At 39.5% G+C, this 18,175-nt stretch carries 16 protein-coding genes and 1 other annotated feature (1 of these 17 running past the window's edge); of the genes, 4 read left to right on the top strand and 12 right to left on the bottom strand.

From position 1 onward, the window contains the following. Window positions 1–50: 50 nt before the first annotated feature. The 6 genes from ctaG to cyoE form a co-directional block, all read right to left on the bottom strand. Window positions 51–947 (bottom strand): cytochrome c oxidase assembly factor CtaG, encoded by an 897-nt coding sequence (gene ctaG, locus L3V42_RS08335; protein ID WP_235761673.1) that lies wholly within the window; start codon window positions 945–947, stop codon window positions 51–53. Between the two features lie 119 nt (window positions 948–1,066). Continuing rightward, window positions 1,067–1,390, bottom strand: a complete 324-nt coding sequence (locus L3V42_RS08340; protein WP_235761674.1) for a cytochrome C oxidase subunit IV family protein — start codon at window positions 1,388–1,390, stop codon at window positions 1,067–1,069. 1 nt (window position 1,391) lies between these two features. Beyond that, entirely contained in the window at window positions 1,392–2,036 is a 645-nt protein-coding gene (locus tag L3V42_RS08345; protein ID WP_235761675.1) for a cytochrome c oxidase subunit 3, read from the bottom strand. Between the two features lies 1 nt (window position 2,037). Next, window positions 2,038–3,834, bottom strand: coding sequence for a cytochrome c oxidase subunit I (ctaD, locus tag L3V42_RS08350; RefSeq protein WP_235761704.1), 1,797 nt, complete (start codon window positions 3,832–3,834; stop codon window positions 2,038–2,040). Window positions 3,835–3,934: 100 nt separating this feature from the next. Continuing rightward, entirely contained in the window at window positions 3,935–4,990 is a 1,056-nt protein-coding gene (gene coxB / locus L3V42_RS08355; RefSeq protein WP_238471754.1) for a cytochrome c oxidase subunit II, read from the bottom strand. Between the two features lie 65 nt (window positions 4,991–5,055). Continuing rightward, the gene (gene cyoE / locus L3V42_RS08360; protein WP_439651879.1) at window positions 5,056–6,000 is read right to left on the bottom strand and encodes a heme o synthase; all 945 of its coding nucleotides are present in this window, start codon (window positions 5,998–6,000) and stop codon (window positions 5,056–5,058) included. A 460-nt stretch (window positions 6,001–6,460) separates the two neighbouring features. Here cyoE and L3V42_RS08365 point away from each other — a divergent pair, with 460 nt between their 5' ends. After that, window positions 6,461–7,411 carry a COX15/CtaA family protein gene (locus tag L3V42_RS08365; protein WP_235761706.1) on the top strand — a complete coding sequence of 317 codons (951 nt, stop codon included), beginning with the start codon at window positions 6,461–6,463 and terminating at the stop codon, window positions 7,409–7,411. Window positions 7,412–7,783: 372 nt separating this feature from the next. Here L3V42_RS08365 and pyc read toward each other — a convergent pair whose 3' ends face one another. The 3 genes from pyc to L3V42_RS08380 form a co-directional block, all read right to left on the bottom strand. Continuing rightward, complete coding sequence (gene pyc, locus L3V42_RS08370) at window positions 7,784–11,224, bottom strand: pyruvate carboxylase (RefSeq protein WP_235761677.1); 3,441 nt, start codon at window positions 11,222–11,224, stop codon at window positions 7,784–7,786. After that, window positions 11,202–12,395 carry a putative lipid II flippase FtsW gene (ftsW, locus tag L3V42_RS08375; RefSeq protein ID WP_235761678.1) on the bottom strand — a complete coding sequence of 398 codons (1,194 nt, stop codon included), beginning with the start codon at window positions 12,393–12,395 and terminating at the stop codon, window positions 11,202–11,204. The genes pyc and ftsW overlap by 23 nt, the downstream gene beginning before the upstream one ends. Window positions 12,396–12,809: 414 nt before the next feature. Further along, entirely contained in the window at window positions 12,810–13,094 is a 285-nt protein-coding gene (locus L3V42_RS08380; RefSeq protein ID WP_235761679.1) for an Fpa/YlaN family protein, read from the bottom strand. Window positions 13,095–13,313: 219 nt separating this feature from the next. Between L3V42_RS08380 and L3V42_RS08385 the strand changes: the two genes are divergently transcribed. Beyond that, on the top strand, window positions 13,314–13,796 hold the full coding sequence (locus L3V42_RS08385; protein WP_238471755.1) for a hypothetical protein: 483 nt from the start codon (window positions 13,314–13,316) through the stop codon (window positions 13,794–13,796). A 435-nt stretch (window positions 13,797–14,231) separates the two neighbouring features. Continuing rightward, window positions 14,232–14,825 (top strand): YhcN/YlaJ family sporulation lipoprotein, encoded by a 594-nt coding sequence (locus tag L3V42_RS08390; RefSeq protein ID WP_235761681.1) that lies wholly within the window; start codon window positions 14,232–14,234, stop codon window positions 14,823–14,825. Window positions 14,826–14,923: 98 nt separating this feature from the next. On the opposite strand, the gene L3V42_RS08395 is transcribed toward L3V42_RS08390, so the two are convergent. Next, window positions 14,924–15,214: a YbyB family protein gene (locus L3V42_RS08395; protein ID WP_235761682.1), complete on the bottom strand. Its 291-nt coding sequence runs from the start codon at window positions 15,212–15,214 to the stop codon at window positions 14,924–14,926. Window positions 15,215–15,359: 145 nt separating this feature from the next. Between L3V42_RS08395 and L3V42_RS08400 the strand changes: the two genes are divergently transcribed. After that, window positions 15,360–15,563 carry a YlaI family protein gene (locus L3V42_RS08400; protein WP_235761683.1) on the top strand — a complete coding sequence of 68 codons (204 nt, stop codon included), beginning with the start codon at window positions 15,360–15,362 and terminating at the stop codon, window positions 15,561–15,563. Between the two features lie 20 nt (window positions 15,564–15,583). Here the strand turns inward: L3V42_RS08400 and L3V42_RS08405 are convergent, their stop codons facing one another. Both L3V42_RS08405 and thrS read right to left on the bottom strand, forming a co-directional pair. Then, complete coding sequence (locus L3V42_RS08405; protein WP_238471756.1) at window positions 15,584–15,892, bottom strand: YlaH-like family protein; 309 nt, start codon at window positions 15,890–15,892, stop codon at window positions 15,584–15,586. Between the two features lie 149 nt (window positions 15,893–16,041). Beyond that, a complete protein-coding gene (thrS, locus tag L3V42_RS08410) occupies window positions 16,042–17,985 on the bottom strand; it encodes a threonine--tRNA ligase (RefSeq protein WP_235761685.1) in 1,944 nt (647 codons plus the stop codon). 66 nt (window positions 17,986–18,051) lie between these two features. After that, window positions 18,052–18,175 (bottom strand) — a binding site (T-box leader); it runs 99 nt beyond the window's last position.

Consider the following 18,175-nt stretch of genomic DNA (forward strand, 5'->3'; position numbering starts at 1 on the left):
ATGGTGATGAAAAAGCCGACTTTGATAATGATGAAATTCATTCACATGATTTAATTAACTTCTACACTAACTGGGTCGACATCTCTTGATTTTTCCCGGAACCAACCGAAGAATACTCGCACCATTAATGTTAAATAAACCACTTCCTGGAGTGTTTTCATAATTACTCCACCGAATTGCTGATCGTTTATCGTACTTAATGGTGAAAACATTTCTGGACCGGACAACGTTATTTCAATTCCATCAAGCACATCTCCAGGCACACAGATTGCCAATGCTTGCAACCATGCCCCTCCCGCCAAATAAGCTTCATAAGCAGGTGTTTTCGTGAAGATGATTAATACACAAGCAGGAGTTATCAATACCCCATTGGCAAAGATATAGCCGACCTTCAATAAAGGTGTCATTGTATTTATTTCCTTAAATGGCAGTAGCAATGGAATAAATACGATGAAGGCAGCAATTAATAAAATACTATGAATAACGAAATGCCATGCTGGAGCAGACTTTGAAAAATCAAAAACAACTGGTATATGGTAGACAGAAAACAATCCATTAAATAGAAGCAAGGAAATAATCGGCTTCGTCAGTAACCGAATAATTGGACCTAAGGTTTTATTTCTTAGAGCTTTTTCCCAAATCCATAATGGAAGCCCTTTAATGACGAGGATTGGAAAGATAAGCAGGAATACTACCATCTGGATCATATGTGCAGTAAACATCATATGAGATAATAAATCAATTGGCGAACCTTTGACTACGTATAATAGAAATAAAGCTGTATACATCAATATATGCTGCTTAATCGTAGGTTTCTCTTTTCCGCCAAATTTATGGCGATAAGGTCCTGCTACTAAGTAATAAATAACTCCTAACGCTAGACAGAATGTGAAAAAGTATGGACTCCATAAAGCTCTAAAGCCAAATATTTGTAACTCTAACCACATATATAGTCACTCCATAGAATAAGTTTATCAATTTATTATATAACATATTTTCGAGTGAATCTGGTAAAAATGTGACAAATTCGCAAAAAAAGACCGGGAAAATCCCGATCTTTTTTATTTTACCACCAAGTAATAACTCCTAACGAAAGGATAACAGTAGTTGCAATAATCATCCCGCCGTATATCAATGCTGAAGCTGGCCCGTGCCCTTTATCTTTCAAATGCATGAAATATAAGAATTGGAACATAGCCTGCACGACTGCTAAGACAAACAATAATATACTTAAATAAGCACCGGTCATTAATTGCGTTCCAACAAGAGCAAATGCAATAATCGTAAATGCAATCATTGAAACAAAACTGATTACTTGAATTTTCATTTCATCTTTATTTTCTTGCTTACGGAAAGTATCGAGTCTGTTAGACGTAGTATTTTCTGTCATTTTAACCCACCATCCCCATTAGATATACGACTGTAAAGATGAACACCCATACAACGTCAATAAAGTGCCAGTACAACGCAAACGTGTTATACTTCGGTGCGTTATATGTGTCTAGTCCGCGTTTTGCGTTACGCATCATCAATACGATCAACCAGCTCAACCCAAAAATAACGTGACCTCCGTGGAAACCGACTAACGTATAGAATGCTGAACCAAACGCTGAAGAGCGGAAAGTAAAGCCGTAATCTGTAATATAATGAGCGAACTCATAGATTTCACAAGCTAAGAATGCGAGTCCTAGTAAACCAGTGATCCCCATCCATAGTTGCATTTTCTTAAAGTTGTTATTCTTCATATGGTAAATTGCATAAACACTTGTTAAAGAACTTGTAAGTAAAAGAAGTGTCATTAAGAATACAAGTTCAAGACCATATAAATCCTGTGTCGTTGGCCCGCCTGCAGTAGAGTTTTTAAGCGCAATATATGTTCCGAACAGACTAGCAAAAAGTACCGTTTCACTACCTAGAAAGATCCAGATACCTAGGTGCTTATATTTTCCTTCAGGAGTAGCTCTTGAAGGATCTATAGGAGCTTTATTCGGATTTATCTTATGTGCGCTTCTCCCAATTGTTTCTTGGTGACTCATCTTAATCATCCTCCTTTTCAAGTACTTCTTTGGGGATGTTATAACCATAGTCATCTTTCAGTGATCGAACAATCATACAACCGATGGCAAAGGCCATACCAATGTAAATTAAAATTCTTCCATGGGGTCCATCTAACTGGTAGATAAAACCAAATGATGCAATCGTAAATCCAAGACTCATCAGGAATGGAAGGATGGAACCATACGGCATATGAAGATCATGTAATGGCTCAGCCGGCTTAATCTTACCATCGCCTTCCATTTTCTCAATCCAAAGTGGATCTAATCCACGAGTTAATGGTGTGTGTTTAAAGTTATAGTAAGGCGTTGGGTTCGGCACGGCCCACTCTAACGTTCTACCATCCCATGGATCTCTTGGTGCTGGCTCTTTGAAATACGAAAGCACTACGTTAATTAATAATACAATCACTGCAATACCCATTAAGTAAGCACCTATCGTACTAATTAAGTTTCCTAAATCCAGCTCCTGGTTTTCTAAGAATACCCAGTAACGACGAGGCATACCCATTAGTCCTAAGAAATGCTGGATAAAGAATGTCAAATGGAAACCAGTAAAGAACAGCCAAAACTCAAGTTTCCCTAATTTTTCACTTAGCATTCGGTTAAACATTAGCGGCCACCAATAATGTACTGCCGCAAGTATACCAAATACCGATCCACCGATTATAACGTAGTGGAAGTGGGCAACTACGAAATACGTATCATGGAACTGATAGTCCGCAACTGTAGAACCAAGCATAACACCTGTCATTCCACCAATTGTGAAAGACGGAATAAATCCAAGTGCATAGAGCATCGGAGTAGTTATTTTAATACTGCCGCCCCACATTGTAAGGAGCCAGTTGAATATCTTGATTCCCGTCGGCACGGCGATCGCCATCGTACCAATTGCGAAAAGCGCGTTAGCTACCGGTCCTAGACCAACCGTGAACATGTGGTGCGCCCAAACCATAAATCCTAGAAATGCGATTAAGAATGTAGCAAACACCATCGCGGTATAACCAAATAGTCGTTTCTTCGAGAATGTCGGGATGACTTCACTAAATATCCCGAACGCAGGAAGAACTAAAATATAAACTTCGGGGTGTCCCATTATCCAGAATAAGTGTTGCCAGATAATCGAGTTACCACCTAAAGCAATATCAAAGAACGCTGTATCAAACATACGGTCAAACTGCATTAAGAATAATGCAATTGTGAATGCTGGGAATGCGAATAAAATAAGAATACTTGTTACAAGTGTTGTCCACGAGAATAATGGCATTCTCATATACGTCATTCCTGGACCACGCATCAATACAATGGTTGCGATAAAGTTAATTCCACTAATAATTGTACCTGCCCCAGCTAGCTGCAGACCCAATACATAGAAGTTTACACCATGTCCAGGTGATTGTGTAGAAAGTGGAGCGTAGTTCGTCCATCCTGCATCCGGAGCTCCTCCAAAGAACCAACTAGAGTTCATTAGAAGTCCACCGAAAATGAATAACCAGACTCCTACCCCGTTCAAGAAAGGAAACGCCAAATCACGAGCTCCAATTTGAAGGGGCATAACATAGTTCATTAGCCCAAAGAACAATGGCATTGCTGCAAGGAATAACATATTGGTTCCATGCATTGTAATCAATTCATTATATAAGCCCGCAGATACAAAATCATTTTCAGGCGTTATTAACTGAGTTCGAATCAATAATGCTTGAACACCCGCCATCAGGAAGAAAATCCCACCAAAAAGCAAGTACAATATACCGACCTTTTTATGGTCGACGGTGGTCATGTAATCCCATATTACGGTACCCAAGCCTCTTTTTTGAGTAGTAGTAGCACTCAAAGCTTTAACCTCCCTCTTGTGTCTTCCATCCCTTTATAAATATTAATTAGTCGATAATGCCCCCAGCACTTTCAGGGGTAACTTCAGAAGGTTTGAGCTGCATTAAATACTCTGCTATCTTATCAGCTTCTTCTTCTGTTACATCATACGTACCTGTCATCTTGTTGCCAGGCTTAAGTGTTTCTGGATCCATGATCCAATCAACAAGATTCTCTTTTGTTGGTTCAAGATATCCTACAAAATGAGTACGGTCACCGAAGTTAGTCAAGTTTGGTCCAACACCAGATGGCGCAGATCCAAGCGCGTGACATCCCATACAGTTGTTTTGGAATAAGTCTTGACCTTCCTGTGCAACTGCATCAGCAGGTACTTCTTCCGGATCAACGTTTTGCATATCTGTGATCCACTGTTCATATTCCTCTGGACTTACTGCAATTACTTTGAAGTCCATTAGTGAGTGGGATGATCCACAAAGTTCGGCACATTTACCCCAATAAACTCCTTCTTCATAAGCTTCAATGTACATCGTATTCACGTTTTCCGGGTTAACGTCCATTTTACCGGAAATTGTTGGTACCCAGAATGAGTGAATGACGTCTGAAGAAATCATATTCAAGTAAACTTTTTCTCCTGTCGGGATATACAAGTCCTGACTTGTTGAGACTTCTTCATCTTGATACTCAAAATGCCACCAGTACTGGTTACCTGTTACATCAACATTAATTGATGTACTTGCTTCTGATGTATCTGCTAGATCGAAGGTGTAGAAAATTGTAGGAATCAAGATAATGATAACGAGAATGATTGGAATGACTGTCCATACAATCTCCAATTTCGTGTTTCCTTCTACTTGTACTGGAATCTCATTCTCCTGACCTTTCTTTTCACGGTAACGGAGCAACACAATTGTGTAAATTACCATTACAACTACGAAAACACCAATCATGATGAATGTAATATAAAGAATCAGATTGAATGAAATTTCTGCCCCATAGCCCTTAGGATCAAGAGCGGTTAAATTTTCTTTTCCACACCCCGCTAATAGGATTGTTAAGAAAGTAAAAAGCATGAGTGCCTTAAATTTCCCCATCCATCTTTTCATGTGTCCATACCTCTCTTTCTTGTTGTTGTTTCCTTATATATTAAGTTTATATTTAAGGACAATAGTTAATTAAATATTGGTAGCGTTACAATAATCATCATTGGAAACAGGATGACGAGATAATTCAATGAATAAATAAATATTCTGTTTGCCCATTTCAAATCGTCTTTAATAAATAATCCCGTAACTGCAAGAATAAACCATCCAATATTTAATGCGGTAGCAATAACTACAAATGTCGTACCTAGTGATGAGAGCAAAAATGGCAACGGTAACAGACACGCAACATAAACAATGATTTGCCGCTTCGTCATATTGAATCCGTAAACGACAGGAAGCATTGGAACACCAGCTTCTTTATATTCGTCCGCTTTCTTCATAGCAAGAGCAAGGAAGTGCGGTGTCTGCCAGATAAACATGATTAAAAATAATCCGACCGGAACGACATGCAGCTCTGGATAAATCGCATACCAGCCAATTAATGGAGGCATGGCCCCAGAGAAACAGCCGACTATTGTATTTAATGTATACTTCCGTTTTGTCCACATCGTATAGAGCACAACATAAACAAACCAACCAATGAAGGCAAACAATGCAGCATAAACTGTTGTAAACAGAAGCAGCACTCCAAGACCAATAACAGTTGTTACGATTCCAGCTATCAGTACTGCCCGGAGCGAAAATAATCCTGTTACGGTCGGTCGTGACTTCGTTCGGCTCATCTTCGGATCAATATCGACATCATACCAGTTATTTAAAATTGCCCCGCCGGCTATTACTAAACCACTTCCAATCAAGGTCATGATTAATGTGCCGACATGTTCACTGAACGTGAGACCATATATGTAGATAGCTAACCAAAAACCGGCAATAACTGGTATTAAGTTCGAATTGACTATCCCGATTTTGATAAGCGCTTTAACACCTTGCATCAAGCTTTTTACGTCTCTTTTGGCAGGAATTGCTGTGTCACTTACTACATCTGTATACGGCGTTTCCACCTTGTTCATTCTTATTTCCCCCCTTTACCGAAAAAAGCCAAGTTTTTTCATTACCATAGCTAGTTTTACACATGACAAATATAGCCGATAATTACTTTTAATTGTATCATGGAATCATTTAAAATTCTAACTAACCAATAATTACTATTTAAATAAAGTAATTATTAATTGAATGAATTTGTATAATAAAAACAAATCATTATTTTAGAATTTCTTTCTTCCTGAAGCTTAACCCACTCGGCCCTCATACTATTTCTAGCAAACTACAGAGCACATTGCAAGTATTTTTCACTATTTGTACAGTGTTTATGACAATTACGTTAAATATTATTATAAAATCTTAGTACAAATTTGTGAAAAGTTTACGAATAAGAGCAGATTTCTTTGATATTGTTCCTATTTAATATTATTATAAATTTAACTGTTAAGAGTAATACATATTACTACCAAAATAAGTGAGGCTTAAAAAATCATGAAACAATTAAAATGGTTATCCGTTGTCGCGACAATCGGGATGATCTTTGTGCTTCTTGGTGGCGCGCTCGTTACGAAGACCGGATCCGAAGATGGTTGTGGAGATTCCTGGCCGCTTTGTGAAGGACAAGTTATACCTTCTGAGTTCACCTTCGAGATGGTAATCGAACTTAGTCACCGTTTAGTATCAGGTGCAATGGGATTTATCGTTCTATTATTAGCAATCTTAGCATGGAGAAGAATTGGTCATATCCGTGAAGTTAAGTTTCTTTCCATCAGTTCTGTTGTCTTTCTTGTTCTACAAGCCTTAATCGGGGCAGCAGCTGTTGTATGGGGACAATCCGACTTTGTACTTGCATTACATTTCGGAATTTCACTAATCTCATTTGCTACAATCTTTTTATTGATGTTACTCATTTTTGAGGCCGATAAAATGTGGGATTCGGAATCTCTTATTATTAAGAAAAAACATCGTATAGAATTTATCGCCCTGTCCATTTACACACTCGCAGTTGTCTATACGGGAGCACTCGTCCGACATACCGAATCTAGTCTCGTTTGTCCTGACTTTCCATTTTGTATCAATACAGAACCAGCTGGATTAGCGAGCTATAACTTCCAGCAATGGGTGCAAATGGGACACCGCTTTAGCGCAATCATCTTATTCATCTGGACGATTGTACTGTTTGTTAAAATAGTTAAAAACTATAAACACTCCAAAGTAATGATTGGTGGCTGGTCGATTGCACTTACGTTTATTGTACTGCAGGCTCTGTCCGGAGCATTAAGTGTCATAACAATGCTTAACTTGTATGTTGCGCTTGCACACGCTCTATTCATCTCCTGTTATTTCGGAATGCTGAGCTACTATCTGTTGCTATCTAACCGAAGTACGTACAAAGAAAAGCATGGCCTGCTAAATAAGTCGGATAAAGTTATTTCTTAAATAAAAAACATCGCTCAAACGAATTTGAGCGATGTTTTTTTATAGAAAACTGTAAAATATAGGTACTGTGGAATACTAAAGTTGCTAGCAATAGCCACGTCCGGCTAGAACGCCCAGCAACTATCAAACTTCACACTCCTTTAATCGATAAAGAAGACTTAGCCGTTTGGTCTTCGTGAGGCTTAGCCGCCCTTATATTCTTGCGGCGCAAGTCAACATCAACTCACTATCTTCACCTGAGTTTCCTTTATCTCAAAGAGAAGAATGGAAGTTCGATTAAGTTCACCCCGTCCTGGGACAACATCGAACTACCTCCCTTCCTGGGAGGCACAGTTTGTACGTTGCTAAACGGGCGCTTTCGCCTTTACTCTTTCATTCAAATTCTACTAAAATATCATCAACTTCTATAACGGAGCCATTCTTTACATATACATCTTTAATCACACCACCGAATGGTGCTTGGATGCTTGTTTCCATCTTCATTGCTTCAGTTGTAAGCAGAGGGTCACCTTTCTTCACTTCGTCACCCTTCTTACAGTTTACACCTAATACTGTACCAGGCATGGTTGCACCAATATGCTTCTCATTGCCCTTCTCTACTTTCGGTCTGAAAGCGACGGATGAGCGAATACTCTTATCTTTAATTTGAATTTCGCGTGTTTGTCCGTTTAATTCAAAGTAAATAACACGGGTGCCGTCTGGCTTGGGCTCAGAGATTGAGACTAGATTAATAATTAAAGTCTTCCCTTCTTCAATTGTCACATCGATTTCTTCTCCGAGTTTCATTCCATAGAAGAAAGTTGGTGTATCCAAAACAGACATGTCACCGTAAGTATCAGTGAAATTCTGATAATCCAAATATACTTTTGGATAGAGCGCATACGCAATAACATCGTGGTCCTCTACCTTTTGCTCGACTTTCTTCTCTAACTCCTCTTTCAATGCATCAAAATCAACGGGTTCTAGTAATTCACCAGGGCGGACGGCGATCGGTTCTTTATCCTTCAAAATCACTTTCTGAAGTTTTTCCGGGAACCCTTGATAAGGCTGGCCGATATACCCTGCTGCAAATTCAATTACCGATTCCGGGAAATCAATCTGATGCCCTTTATCATATACATCTTGTTCTGATAAATCGTTCTGTACCATAAATAATGCCATATCGCCAACCACTTTAGAAGATGGTGTTACTTTCACAATATCCCCAAACATGTCATTGACGAGACGGAACGTTTTCTTAACTTCATTCCAGCGATCCCCTAGGCCAACTGCTTTAGCCTGCTGCTGGAGATTACTATATTGTCCTCCTGGCATTTCATGATTATAAATTTCCGTATGAGGTGACTTCATACCACTTTCAAAATCACTGTAGTATTCTCTAATCCCTTCCCAGTAATGAGAAAGTTTTTCCACCTCGTCAATATTCATTTCAGGCTGACGCTCATGTCCTTCGAGTGCATGATAGAGCGTCTGTCCGCTTGGCTGTGATGTCATTCCTGCAAGGGGACCATTTGCAATATCTACAATATCTACACCAGCATCCACTGCTCTTGCGTACATATAAATACCATTGCCACTTGTATCATGCGTATGCAGGTGGATTGGTAACTCTGTCTCTTCTTTCAATGTGGAAATCAACTGATAGGCTGCCTCAGGCTTAAGTAGGCCTGCCATATCTTTAATCGCAAGAATATGTGCACCCGCATCTTCCAACTGTTTTGCTAGATTCACGTAGTAATCCAAGTCATATTTTGAACGACCTTTATCCAGCATATTACCGGTATAGCACATTGCAGCTTCTGCAATTTTATTGTTGTCTCTAACTGCTTCAATTGCAAGCTTCATTCCTTCAAACCAATTCAAGCTATCAAAGATCCGGAAGACATCGATCCCTTTCTCCGCACTTTTTTCGACGAAAGCATGGATAAGATTATCCGGATAATTTTTATAACCGACCGCATTGCTTGCACGCAGCAACATTTGGAATAGAACGTTCGGCATTTTTTCCCGTAATTGTTCAAGACGTGTCCATGGATCTTCCTTTAAGAATCGATAAGCGACATCAAAGGTCGCCCCTCCCCACATTTCCACTGAAAATAGATTCGATTGGATTCTTGCGGTCGGTTCGGCAATCTGCACGAGATCCTTCGTTCGAATACGAGTCGCTAGTAAGGACTGGTGAGCATCACGGAAAGTCGTGTCTGTCAGAAGAACCTCTTTCTGGTTCTTTACCCAGTCTGCTAATGCTTCCGGACCACTCTCATCTAATATTTGTTTTGTTCCATTTGGGATGACCGTATGTTGATCAATTCTCGGAATAAGAAGCTTAGAAAATTCCGGTTTTTCTACTTTTGCTGCTCCCTCTACTCCATTAATGGTTATATCCCCGATATAACTGAGCATTCTTGTAGCACGGTCTCTTGATTTAGGGAATTCAAACAACTCCGGCGTTTTATCGACAAAAGTCGTATCATAGTCACCTGTTATGAACTGTTCATGGTGCATTACTTTTTCTAAGAATTGCACATTCGTTTTTATTCCGCGAATTCGGAATTCTCTAAGGTTACGTACCATCTTCATAATAGCTTGTTTATAAGACTTCGCCCATGTCGACACTTTAACTAATAAAGAATCATAATGCGGGCTGATGATTGCCCCCGAAAAACCATTTCCTGCATCGAGTCTTACACCAAATCCGCCACCTGTCCGGTAAGCAAGGATTTTCCCAGTATCTGGCATAAAGTTATTTAATGGGTCTTCTGTCGTGACTCTTGACTGAATTGCATATCCATCCGTAATGATATCTTCTTGTTTGGGAACTTGAATTTCTTCTCCATGTAAACCGTAACCATCCGCGATTAAGATTTGCGTCTGGACAATATCAATACCAGTAATCATCTCCGTAATCGTATGCTCCACTTGAACACGCGGGTTTACTTCTATGAAATAGAACTCCCCTTCTGAAACAAGGAACTCAACGGTTCCAGCGTTAAGATAATCTACATTACGCATTAGACTCACTGCCGCCTCGCAAATCTCCTCGCGAAGTTCTTCCGATAAAGTAAGACTTGGAGCAACTTCAATCAGTTTCTGATGTCTGCGCTGGATCGAACAATCCCGTTCATAAAGATGGACGATATCGCCGTGGCTATCCCCAAGAATCTGAACTTCAATATGTTTTGGATTCGTTAACAACTTTTCTACATAAATCTCATCATCACCAAATGCTGTCTTCGCTTCAGATTTCGTGCGGTCATAGGCTTCGGAAACTTCTTCCGGGCTATTCACGACCCGCATTCCCCGACCGCCACCACCAAGGGTTGCTTTAATGATGATTGGATAACCATACTTTTCACCAAAAGTAAAAACTTCTTCTATGCTATGTACAGCACCGCTTCCTGGTATAACAGGAATATCTGCGTTTACTGCTTGTTCGCGAGCTTTTACCTTATCTCCAAACATGTCTAAATGCTTGCTTTTCGGTCCAATAAAGATAATGCCTTCTTCTTCACAGCGTTTAGCAAATTCGATGTTCTCAGACAAAAATCCGTAACCAGGGTGAATCGCATCGATATCTTTTTCTTTTGCAAGTTCGATAATGCCTTCGATATCAAGATATGCATCAATCGGTTTCTTGTCTTCCCCGATTAAGTAAGCTTCATCTGCTTTAAAACGGTGAAGTGAACTTAGATCCTCTTTTGAATAGACAGCAACCGTTCGGATTCCGAGCTCATTACATGCCCGGAATACCCTAATTGCAATTTCTCCTCTGTTTGCTACTAAAACTTTCTTAATATGCTTTAGATTTACCATATTTCCCACCTCTGTTTATTTGTTTTATTTTTCTATTTGTATTATCTTGTTGATTCCCTGTCTCATGTTCCCTTCTTCTCACATTCATTGCGATGTTATTGAGAATTCCCATGGAGATAAGTAATACTAACAATGAAGTTCCGCCATAACTAATAAATGGCAGCGTAACTCCAGTAATCGGTAGCAGACCACTTATAGAACCCAGGTTAATGAATGCTTGGATTCCAACCATCGAAGAAATACCGATGGCAAGCAGTGCGCCGAAGCTGTCTGTACATTTCCTTGAAATAAAGATACCCCTTAGTACAATGGCAGCAAGTAAACCAATTACGATAATTACACCAATAAATCCTAATTCTTCGGCAATGATGGCCATGATAAAATCAGTATGAGCCTGTGTTAAATAGCCTAGTTTCTGAACGCTTTGCCCTAATCCTTCTCCAGTTAAGCCACCAACCCCTATCGCTACATAGGATTGGATTAATTGGTAACCATCTGAGTCCGGTGTTTCAAAAGGTTGATATGCCCCAGTAAAACGTGAAATCCGCTCATCCGTCACCATGGACGGTGCAACGAGGAATAAAAGCCCGATGCCAAAAGCTATTAAAATAGTTAAATGCTTCCAACGGATACCTGAACTAACAATTACAGAACAGGCAATGATAAAGATGATGGAAGATGTACCGATATCCGGTTGAATAATGATCAACCCGATAAAAACACCGGTTAAAATTAACGGAGGGAGTACACCGGTCGTAAATTTATCAATATACGTCTGCTTCTTAGAATATACAGAAGCGAGATACATAATCAGCGCAATTTTGGCAAATTCAGCTGGTTGCAAACTCATTGGTCCGATTCGGAGCCAAGACTTGGCATTGTTTACATCTGTCCCAAATAAAATAACACCAACAAGCATCAGTAGAACACCTATAACAATAAACTTCATCAATTTCTGATAATACTGATAAGGAAACAGACACGTAAACAGAAATCCAATGAAGCCAACACCAAACCAAATCGCTTGCCGCTTTAAATAATATGTACTCTCCTGCCCCTCCACTACCGCAGTGACCATACTGGCGCTATAAACCATCACTAGGCCGAATGCAGTTAATAACAATGGTGTAATGATTAAGGTGTAATCAAAGTATTTTAATTTTTGTAACATCCTTCTTCTCCTCGAGTTGTAGATTTTAACGGAAGGATATCGAAAAACTTTTTATAAAGTATAACACATTTAAATAAATAGTACATACTATTTATAAAAAGTTTTTCTTTCACCCACATTTACTATTGAATTTATCTAAAACAAAGGCGAAAGCGCCCGTTTAGCAACGTACAAACTGGAGCACTCCGGAATGAGATAAAAGAAACACAACGAACGCAGTGAGTTGATGTTGACTTATCGATTGAAGGAGTGTGAAGTTTGATAGTTGCTGGACGCTGGAGCCGGACGTGGCTAGTGCTAGCAACTCTAGCTACCCACAGAATCTTTATTTTATAATTTCCTATATCTAAAACAAAAAAACCTTGCCAATTTCTTTCAGGCAAAGTTTTGCTGCAAAATCAATACACAAAACGTTCACAACGCATTTTGTGAAGCTTCATGCAAAATATTAAGCTTCTTCTCTAAATTTTCCAGAAGTGCTTTACCTTCATTCTCGCTGATTAAGTTCAAACGCACAGCAAAGTCAATCTCTTTAGAGAGACCAAACATTTGTGTATCTAACACCTCTTCGTAGACTGGGCACTGTGGCATTGTTAAATTCTCTATTTGAACTTCAATTAGTCGTAAAATTCTGTCAGCGTCAGCCTTCAGAAGGGCTTGGGCTTTTTCACGATGATTAACTGTCACCTCAGGAACCATAATAATCCCCTCCAGTAATAAAGACTCCTTCTTATATATTAGCGGTTGCCAAAAAAAAATGCAAACAAAATCGAAGGATATCCTATAAAAGAATTGCTTTTCTTAGATTATGTCTCGATTAAGTGAAAATATTGAAGCAGTTTGATAGAATTATAAGGAATCGATTACAAAGTGTTTCCGAGATTCATAAGGTAATTAAAAAAGATGGGGGCAAAAGAAATGATTATACCACTAAAAGGGAATGTAAAGTTTCCAATTACACTTGATCCAACTGTCTGGATTTTTGATGACAGAAGAATTAAATTTGCAGAAGCTTTTTCCGGTGAACATCATGCTAGAGAAGAACAAGAGCATCCATTCAGCTCTGAAGAACGTTTTAACCGGGAAGTAGTTCAAGCAACTAATGACAATAAACCGATTTCCCGTAAAGATGCGGATGAGATTTTAAAATCGACTTATGTGATACCCTTCAAACCATTTTATCAAAATGCAGAAGTGAACGACGGAGCAACCAATGCCACAATTGTCCAAGCAGACGGCAATGAAGTAAGCCTTGGGTTGGAAGAACTCGCGAATAGCTACCTGTTATTTTCCTTTGAAGGTAAGCCATTAAAAGACGATGGTCCTGTACATATTTATTTTAATGACGGCACAAATAAAGATGACCCGATTAAAGGAGTTAACGAGATTATCATTAACTAGCTCAAGTTCCACAATCAAAAACAGCGAATTACTTTCATTCAGCGTAAGTGTTTTGCACGTTCTCATGGGTTGCTCTCTAATCACCGTTCAGTTGCCCGACGGACGGATGCGCATCCTAAGGCACTGCTAGAGCTCCTCGGGCTGAGCACTAAGGGGTCTCCAGGCTCGTGCTGTTCCCGCAGGAGTCACCGTCCACCGGGCAACTGAACTGGTGAAGATGATTATGTTAAATAGAAATTATTCCATCATAACATCAGTGTGAAGATTACATTTATAGAATAATAAATAGTGTTCCAAATGAAGTTTTTCCTGGTAGCAGTCCAGACACCTCGAGACAGCTTTCGGACTAATTATTTTCATTTGACAAGAATTCCTGCGAATATTTTAATTTATTCTGCTAAAAATAAGTAAAGCTTTACTTAGGAGGTATGAATAATGGATATTCGTAAATGGGTCTTTCTTGCTTTTAGTCTTGTCACGCTTTTCGGATGTCAAAGTAATGACAATGCAGCACGAGATGATGACCAATCAACTAATCGTTTCATGCAAGTGGAAAATAGAAATGAAACTGAAAATACACAGTTAACGAACACAGAAATAGCGGAGCATCTTGCAGACGTCGCTAGCAATGTACCAGAAGTAAACGAAGCGTCAGCGGTTGTTGCTGGGCCATATACGATTGTCGCTATTGATGTGAACGAAGATATTGACCGCTCCCGGGTCGGAACAATTAAATATACCGTTTCTGAAGCGTTATATCATGACCCATGGGGTAAAACCGCTGTTGTTGTAGCTGACGCGGACCTTATGGCTCGAGTACGGGGAATGGGTGACCAAATCCAGGCTGGCTATCCTGTCCAAGGTATTGTCGAAGAACTTGCGGCGATTGTCGGGAGAGCGATACCTGAATTTCCAATTATGGACGATGTGCCAATAGAACAAGATGATAATAAAGAAATGCTTGATGAAAATGACAAGAATGAATTAGAGAAAATAGAAGATGAACAGTCACGTCACCGAAAAGAATAACGAGAAACGGAGGCATTCCTATATTATAAGGAGGCCTCCGCTTTATTAATTATCACACATGAACCGTCTGTAACACCCCGGCTAAATGAAGTTTCACTTTATTGGAGAGGCGTTTCTTCTTGCTTTTCATTATAGTACTGAACACCAAACTGTGAGCCTTCTGATACCATTTTAGCGTTTTCCAAATCCGCGGCGTCTTTCGCATCCATCTGATCTGGGTGACCGGCTTTTTCAAAAGTCGATTCTCCTGTATCCATTTGTTTATGGAGAAGATTATTTACGGATTCTTTTATTTTCGATTTTTGTGATTCATTCAGGAAAAAATAGCTTGCTGCACCTGCTCCGATAACACCTGCGCCAACTGCTGTAATTATATTACGCTTTTTCATCGATTTTCCCTTCCTTTCCAACACGAAGTTATATTTATATTCCCCTATAAAAAAGAATAAAACCTTTAATTGACGAAAAAGATTTTCCTAGCTTTTACCTAGTATGATATACTTATTTCATCATCAGGATGGATGAGGTGAAAGGATGCAAGTTAAATGTACAATATGCGAAAAAATCGATGAACTTCCTGACGACTCATTTAAAGCGAAACGACTAAGGAACCGCCGAACTTATATGTATTTATGCGATGAATGTTACGAGCGGATTGGAATAAAAACAAAAGCAAGACACGCAACAGGCAAATTCAGGCTTTATGAAGAGCATAAGGAAGAAGATGAATATATTTAATTTTAGCATTAAAAAACGCCCTACGAGGCGTTTTTTGCTTTTCTTTGCATATGAAGTCTTGTACGGTAAATTACAAGGACAATACAGATGATAACAAGACTTTCTGTCATCGGTAACCTCATGATGCTGAATATAGTCGTAATATAATTACCGAGAACGAGCATGAAGTAGACAAAAATGTTTTTCCCGACGGATAACTTTCTTGCAAATCCAAGCTTATAAGCGATTACTGAAAGTATAAGGTTGATGAAATACAGCGTCCAGAAAATATTGTCTATGCCAAAGTTGTCTACGATATAATCTAATACAAAGCTAAACGATCCTGTCATACCAATTAATCCCCCAATAACATTCGCTCATTCCATCATACTAAATCTTTTAAATTCATGCTAGACAAAAGGAAGAATAAATTATTACAATCTAGGGACAGGCAGCAAATCAGCTCCGAAAGCTTTCTCTCGGAGCTGTTGAATAACCTTTATTTATTCGATTTATTAGCAATCTCTTCTCTTAGCAACTCTTTAAATACATCGCTTGAGACAGTCGTTGTTGCTTTTTCACCGTAGCGACGGTACGTTACTGCATTTTCTTCAATTTCTTTGTCACCGAGTACGAGTGCAAATGGAACTTTTTCAGTTTGAGCTTGGCGAATTTTATAACCAATTTTCTCATCACGCTCATCCACTTCGACACGGATTCCTTCTCTTGTTAATGATTCAGCGACTTGTTTTGCATAATCGAAATGCACCTGCGGAGATACTGGAATTACTTTCACTTGTACTGGAGCTAACCATGTTGGAAATGCACCTTTGTATTCTTCGATTAAGAATGCAACGAAGCGTTCCATCGTTGACACGACGCCTCGGTGAATCACAACGGGACGGTGTTCTTTTCCGTCTTCTCCGATGTACGTTAAATCAAAGCGTTCCGGAAGCAACACATCAAGTTGTACGGTGGAGAGTGTTTCTTCTTTACCGAGGGCTGTCTTCACTTGAATGTCGAGCTTCGGTCCGTAGAAAGCTGCTTCTCCCTCTGCTTCCACGTAATCAAGTTCCAATTCTTCCATCGTTTCTTTCAATTGACGTTGTGTCATTTCCCACATTGCATCGTCATCAATATATTTTTCCTTATCTTCCGGATCACGGTAAGAAAGTCTAAAACTATAATCTTCAATTCCGAAATCTTTATAAACATGCTGGATTAACTCAACAACCCGCTTAAATTCATCTTTCAGCTGGTCTGGACGGGCAAAAATATGTGCATCATTCAACGTCATTCCGCGTACGCGCTGTAAACCTGCAAGTGCCCCGCTCATCTCATAACGATGCATTGTTCCAAGTTCAGCAATCCGGACCGGTAATTGACGATAACTCCATAATTGATTTTTAAAGACCATCATATGGTGTGGACAGTTCATTGGACGGAGTACTAATGTTTCGTTGTCCATCTCCATGGACGGGAACATATCTTCTTGATAATGATCCCAGTGACCACTTGTCTGATAAAGTTCTTTACTACCAAGAACAGGAGTATAAACATGGTCATAACCTAGCTTTTCTTCCAGGTCAACGATGTAGCGTTCAACGATTCTCCGGATTGTCGCACCTTTTGGTAACCACAGTGGTAATCCTTGACCGACTTTTTGAGAGACAGTGAATAAATCGAGTTCTTTACCGAGCTTGCGGTGGTCCCTTTCTTTTCTCTCTTCCAATATTTTTAGATATTCTTCAAGCTGAGATTTCTTTTCAAATGCTGTTCCGTAAATTCGCTGCAGCTGTTGATTATCGCTATCGCCTCTCCAGTAAGCACCAGATATACTAAGTAATTTAAAGACTTTTATTTTGCTTGTACTCGGCACATGCACACCGCGACATAGATCAAAAAATTCGCCCTGCTCATAAATCGTTACCGTTTCACCTTCTGGAATAGCATCAATTAATTCAAGCTTCAGGTTGTCACCGATTTCTGCAAAGCGTTTCTTCGCCTCGGCTCTTGAAACCTCAACCCGTTTAATTTCTAAGTTTTCGTCCACGATACGTTGCATTTCTTTTTCGATTTTCGGCAGGTCTTCCGGAGTAAGCGCATGCTCCATATCCATGTCATAGTAAAATCCTTCTTCAATGACTGGGCCTACTCCAAATTTCACGTCACCGTATAGCCGTTTGATTGCCTGAGCAAGCAAGTGTGCTGTTGAATGACGCAGGATATCAATTCCTTCATCATCTCGGTATGTTAAGATTTGGATCTCTCCGCCGTCTTCAATCGGGCGTCGTAAATCCCACGGTTCACCATTAAGCTTAATTGCTAATGCTTGTTTTCGTAATCCTGGTGAAATGGAAGCTGCAACTTCTTCCCCTGTTGTGCCTTTTGAGAATTCCTTTTTATTCCCATCCGGGAAGACTAACGTAATTTCTTCTGCCATCACAAGTCATCTCCTATAACAAATTTATAAGTAAAACAATAAAAAAACCGTCTCTCTGCATTCATGCAAAGGGACGGTATATTTCTATAACGTGGTTCCACCCAAATTCCGATTTTTAAAAAATCGCTTCTAGTCTTTAACGCAGATTAGACGCTGCCGTTTACTTCAATTCCACAGCAGGGCTCAGAGG

It is taken from the genome of Oceanobacillus alkalisoli, from assembly GCF_022213125.1.
Classification (GTDB): Bacteria; Bacillota; Bacilli; order Bacillales; family Amphibacillaceae; genus Oceanobacillus; species Oceanobacillus alkalisoli.

Coding starts and splice junctions, on each gene's coding strand:
- L3V42_RS08345 (WP_235761675.1), bottom strand. CDS start 2,036: ATGAGTCACCAAGAAACAATTGGGAGAAGCGCACATAAGATAAATCCG.
- L3V42_RS08395 (WP_235761682.1), bottom strand. CDS start 15,214: ATGAAAAAGCGTAATATAATTACAGCAGTTGGCGCAGGTGTTATCGGA.
- coxB (WP_238471754.1), bottom strand. CDS start 4,990: ATGAAAAGATGGATGGGGAAATTTAAGGCACTCATGCTTTTTACTTTC.
- ftsW (WP_235761678.1), bottom strand. CDS start 12,395: ATGTTACAAAAATTAAAATACTTTGATTACACCTTAATCATTACACCA.
- L3V42_RS08390 (WP_235761681.1), top strand. CDS start 14,232: ATGGATATTCGTAAATGGGTCTTTCTTGCTTTTAGTCTTGTCACGCTT.
- pyc (WP_235761677.1), bottom strand. CDS start 11,224: ATGGTAAATCTAAAGCATATTAAGAAAGTTTTAGTAGCAAACAGAGGA.
- L3V42_RS08400 (WP_235761683.1), top strand. CDS start 15,360: ATGCAAGTTAAATGTACAATATGCGAAAAAATCGATGAACTTCCTGAC.
- ctaG (WP_235761673.1), bottom strand. CDS start 947: ATGTGGTTAGAGTTACAAATATTTGGCTTTAGAGCTTTATGGAGTCCA.
- L3V42_RS08380 (WP_235761679.1), bottom strand. CDS start 13,094: ATGGTTCCTGAGGTGACAGTTAATCATCGTGAAAAAGCCCAAGCCCTT.
- L3V42_RS08405 (WP_238471756.1), bottom strand. CDS start 15,892: ATGACAGGATCGTTTAGCTTTGTATTAGATTATATCGTAGACAACTTT.
- thrS (WP_235761685.1), bottom strand. CDS start 17,985: ATGGCAGAAGAAATTACGTTAGTCTTCCCGGATGGGAATAAAAAGGAA.
- ctaD (WP_235761704.1), bottom strand. CDS start 3,834: ATGACCACCGTCGACCATAAAAAGGTCGGTATATTGTACTTGCTTTTT.
- L3V42_RS08385 (WP_238471755.1), top strand. CDS start 13,314: ATGATTATACCACTAAAAGGGAATGTAAAGTTTCCAATTACACTTGAT.
- cyoE (WP_439651879.1), bottom strand. CDS start 6,000: ATGAACAAGGTGGAAACGCCGTATACAGATGTAGTAAGTGACACAGCA.
- L3V42_RS08340 (WP_235761674.1), bottom strand. CDS start 1,390: ATGACAGAAAATACTACGTCTAACAGACTCGATACTTTCCGTAAGCAA.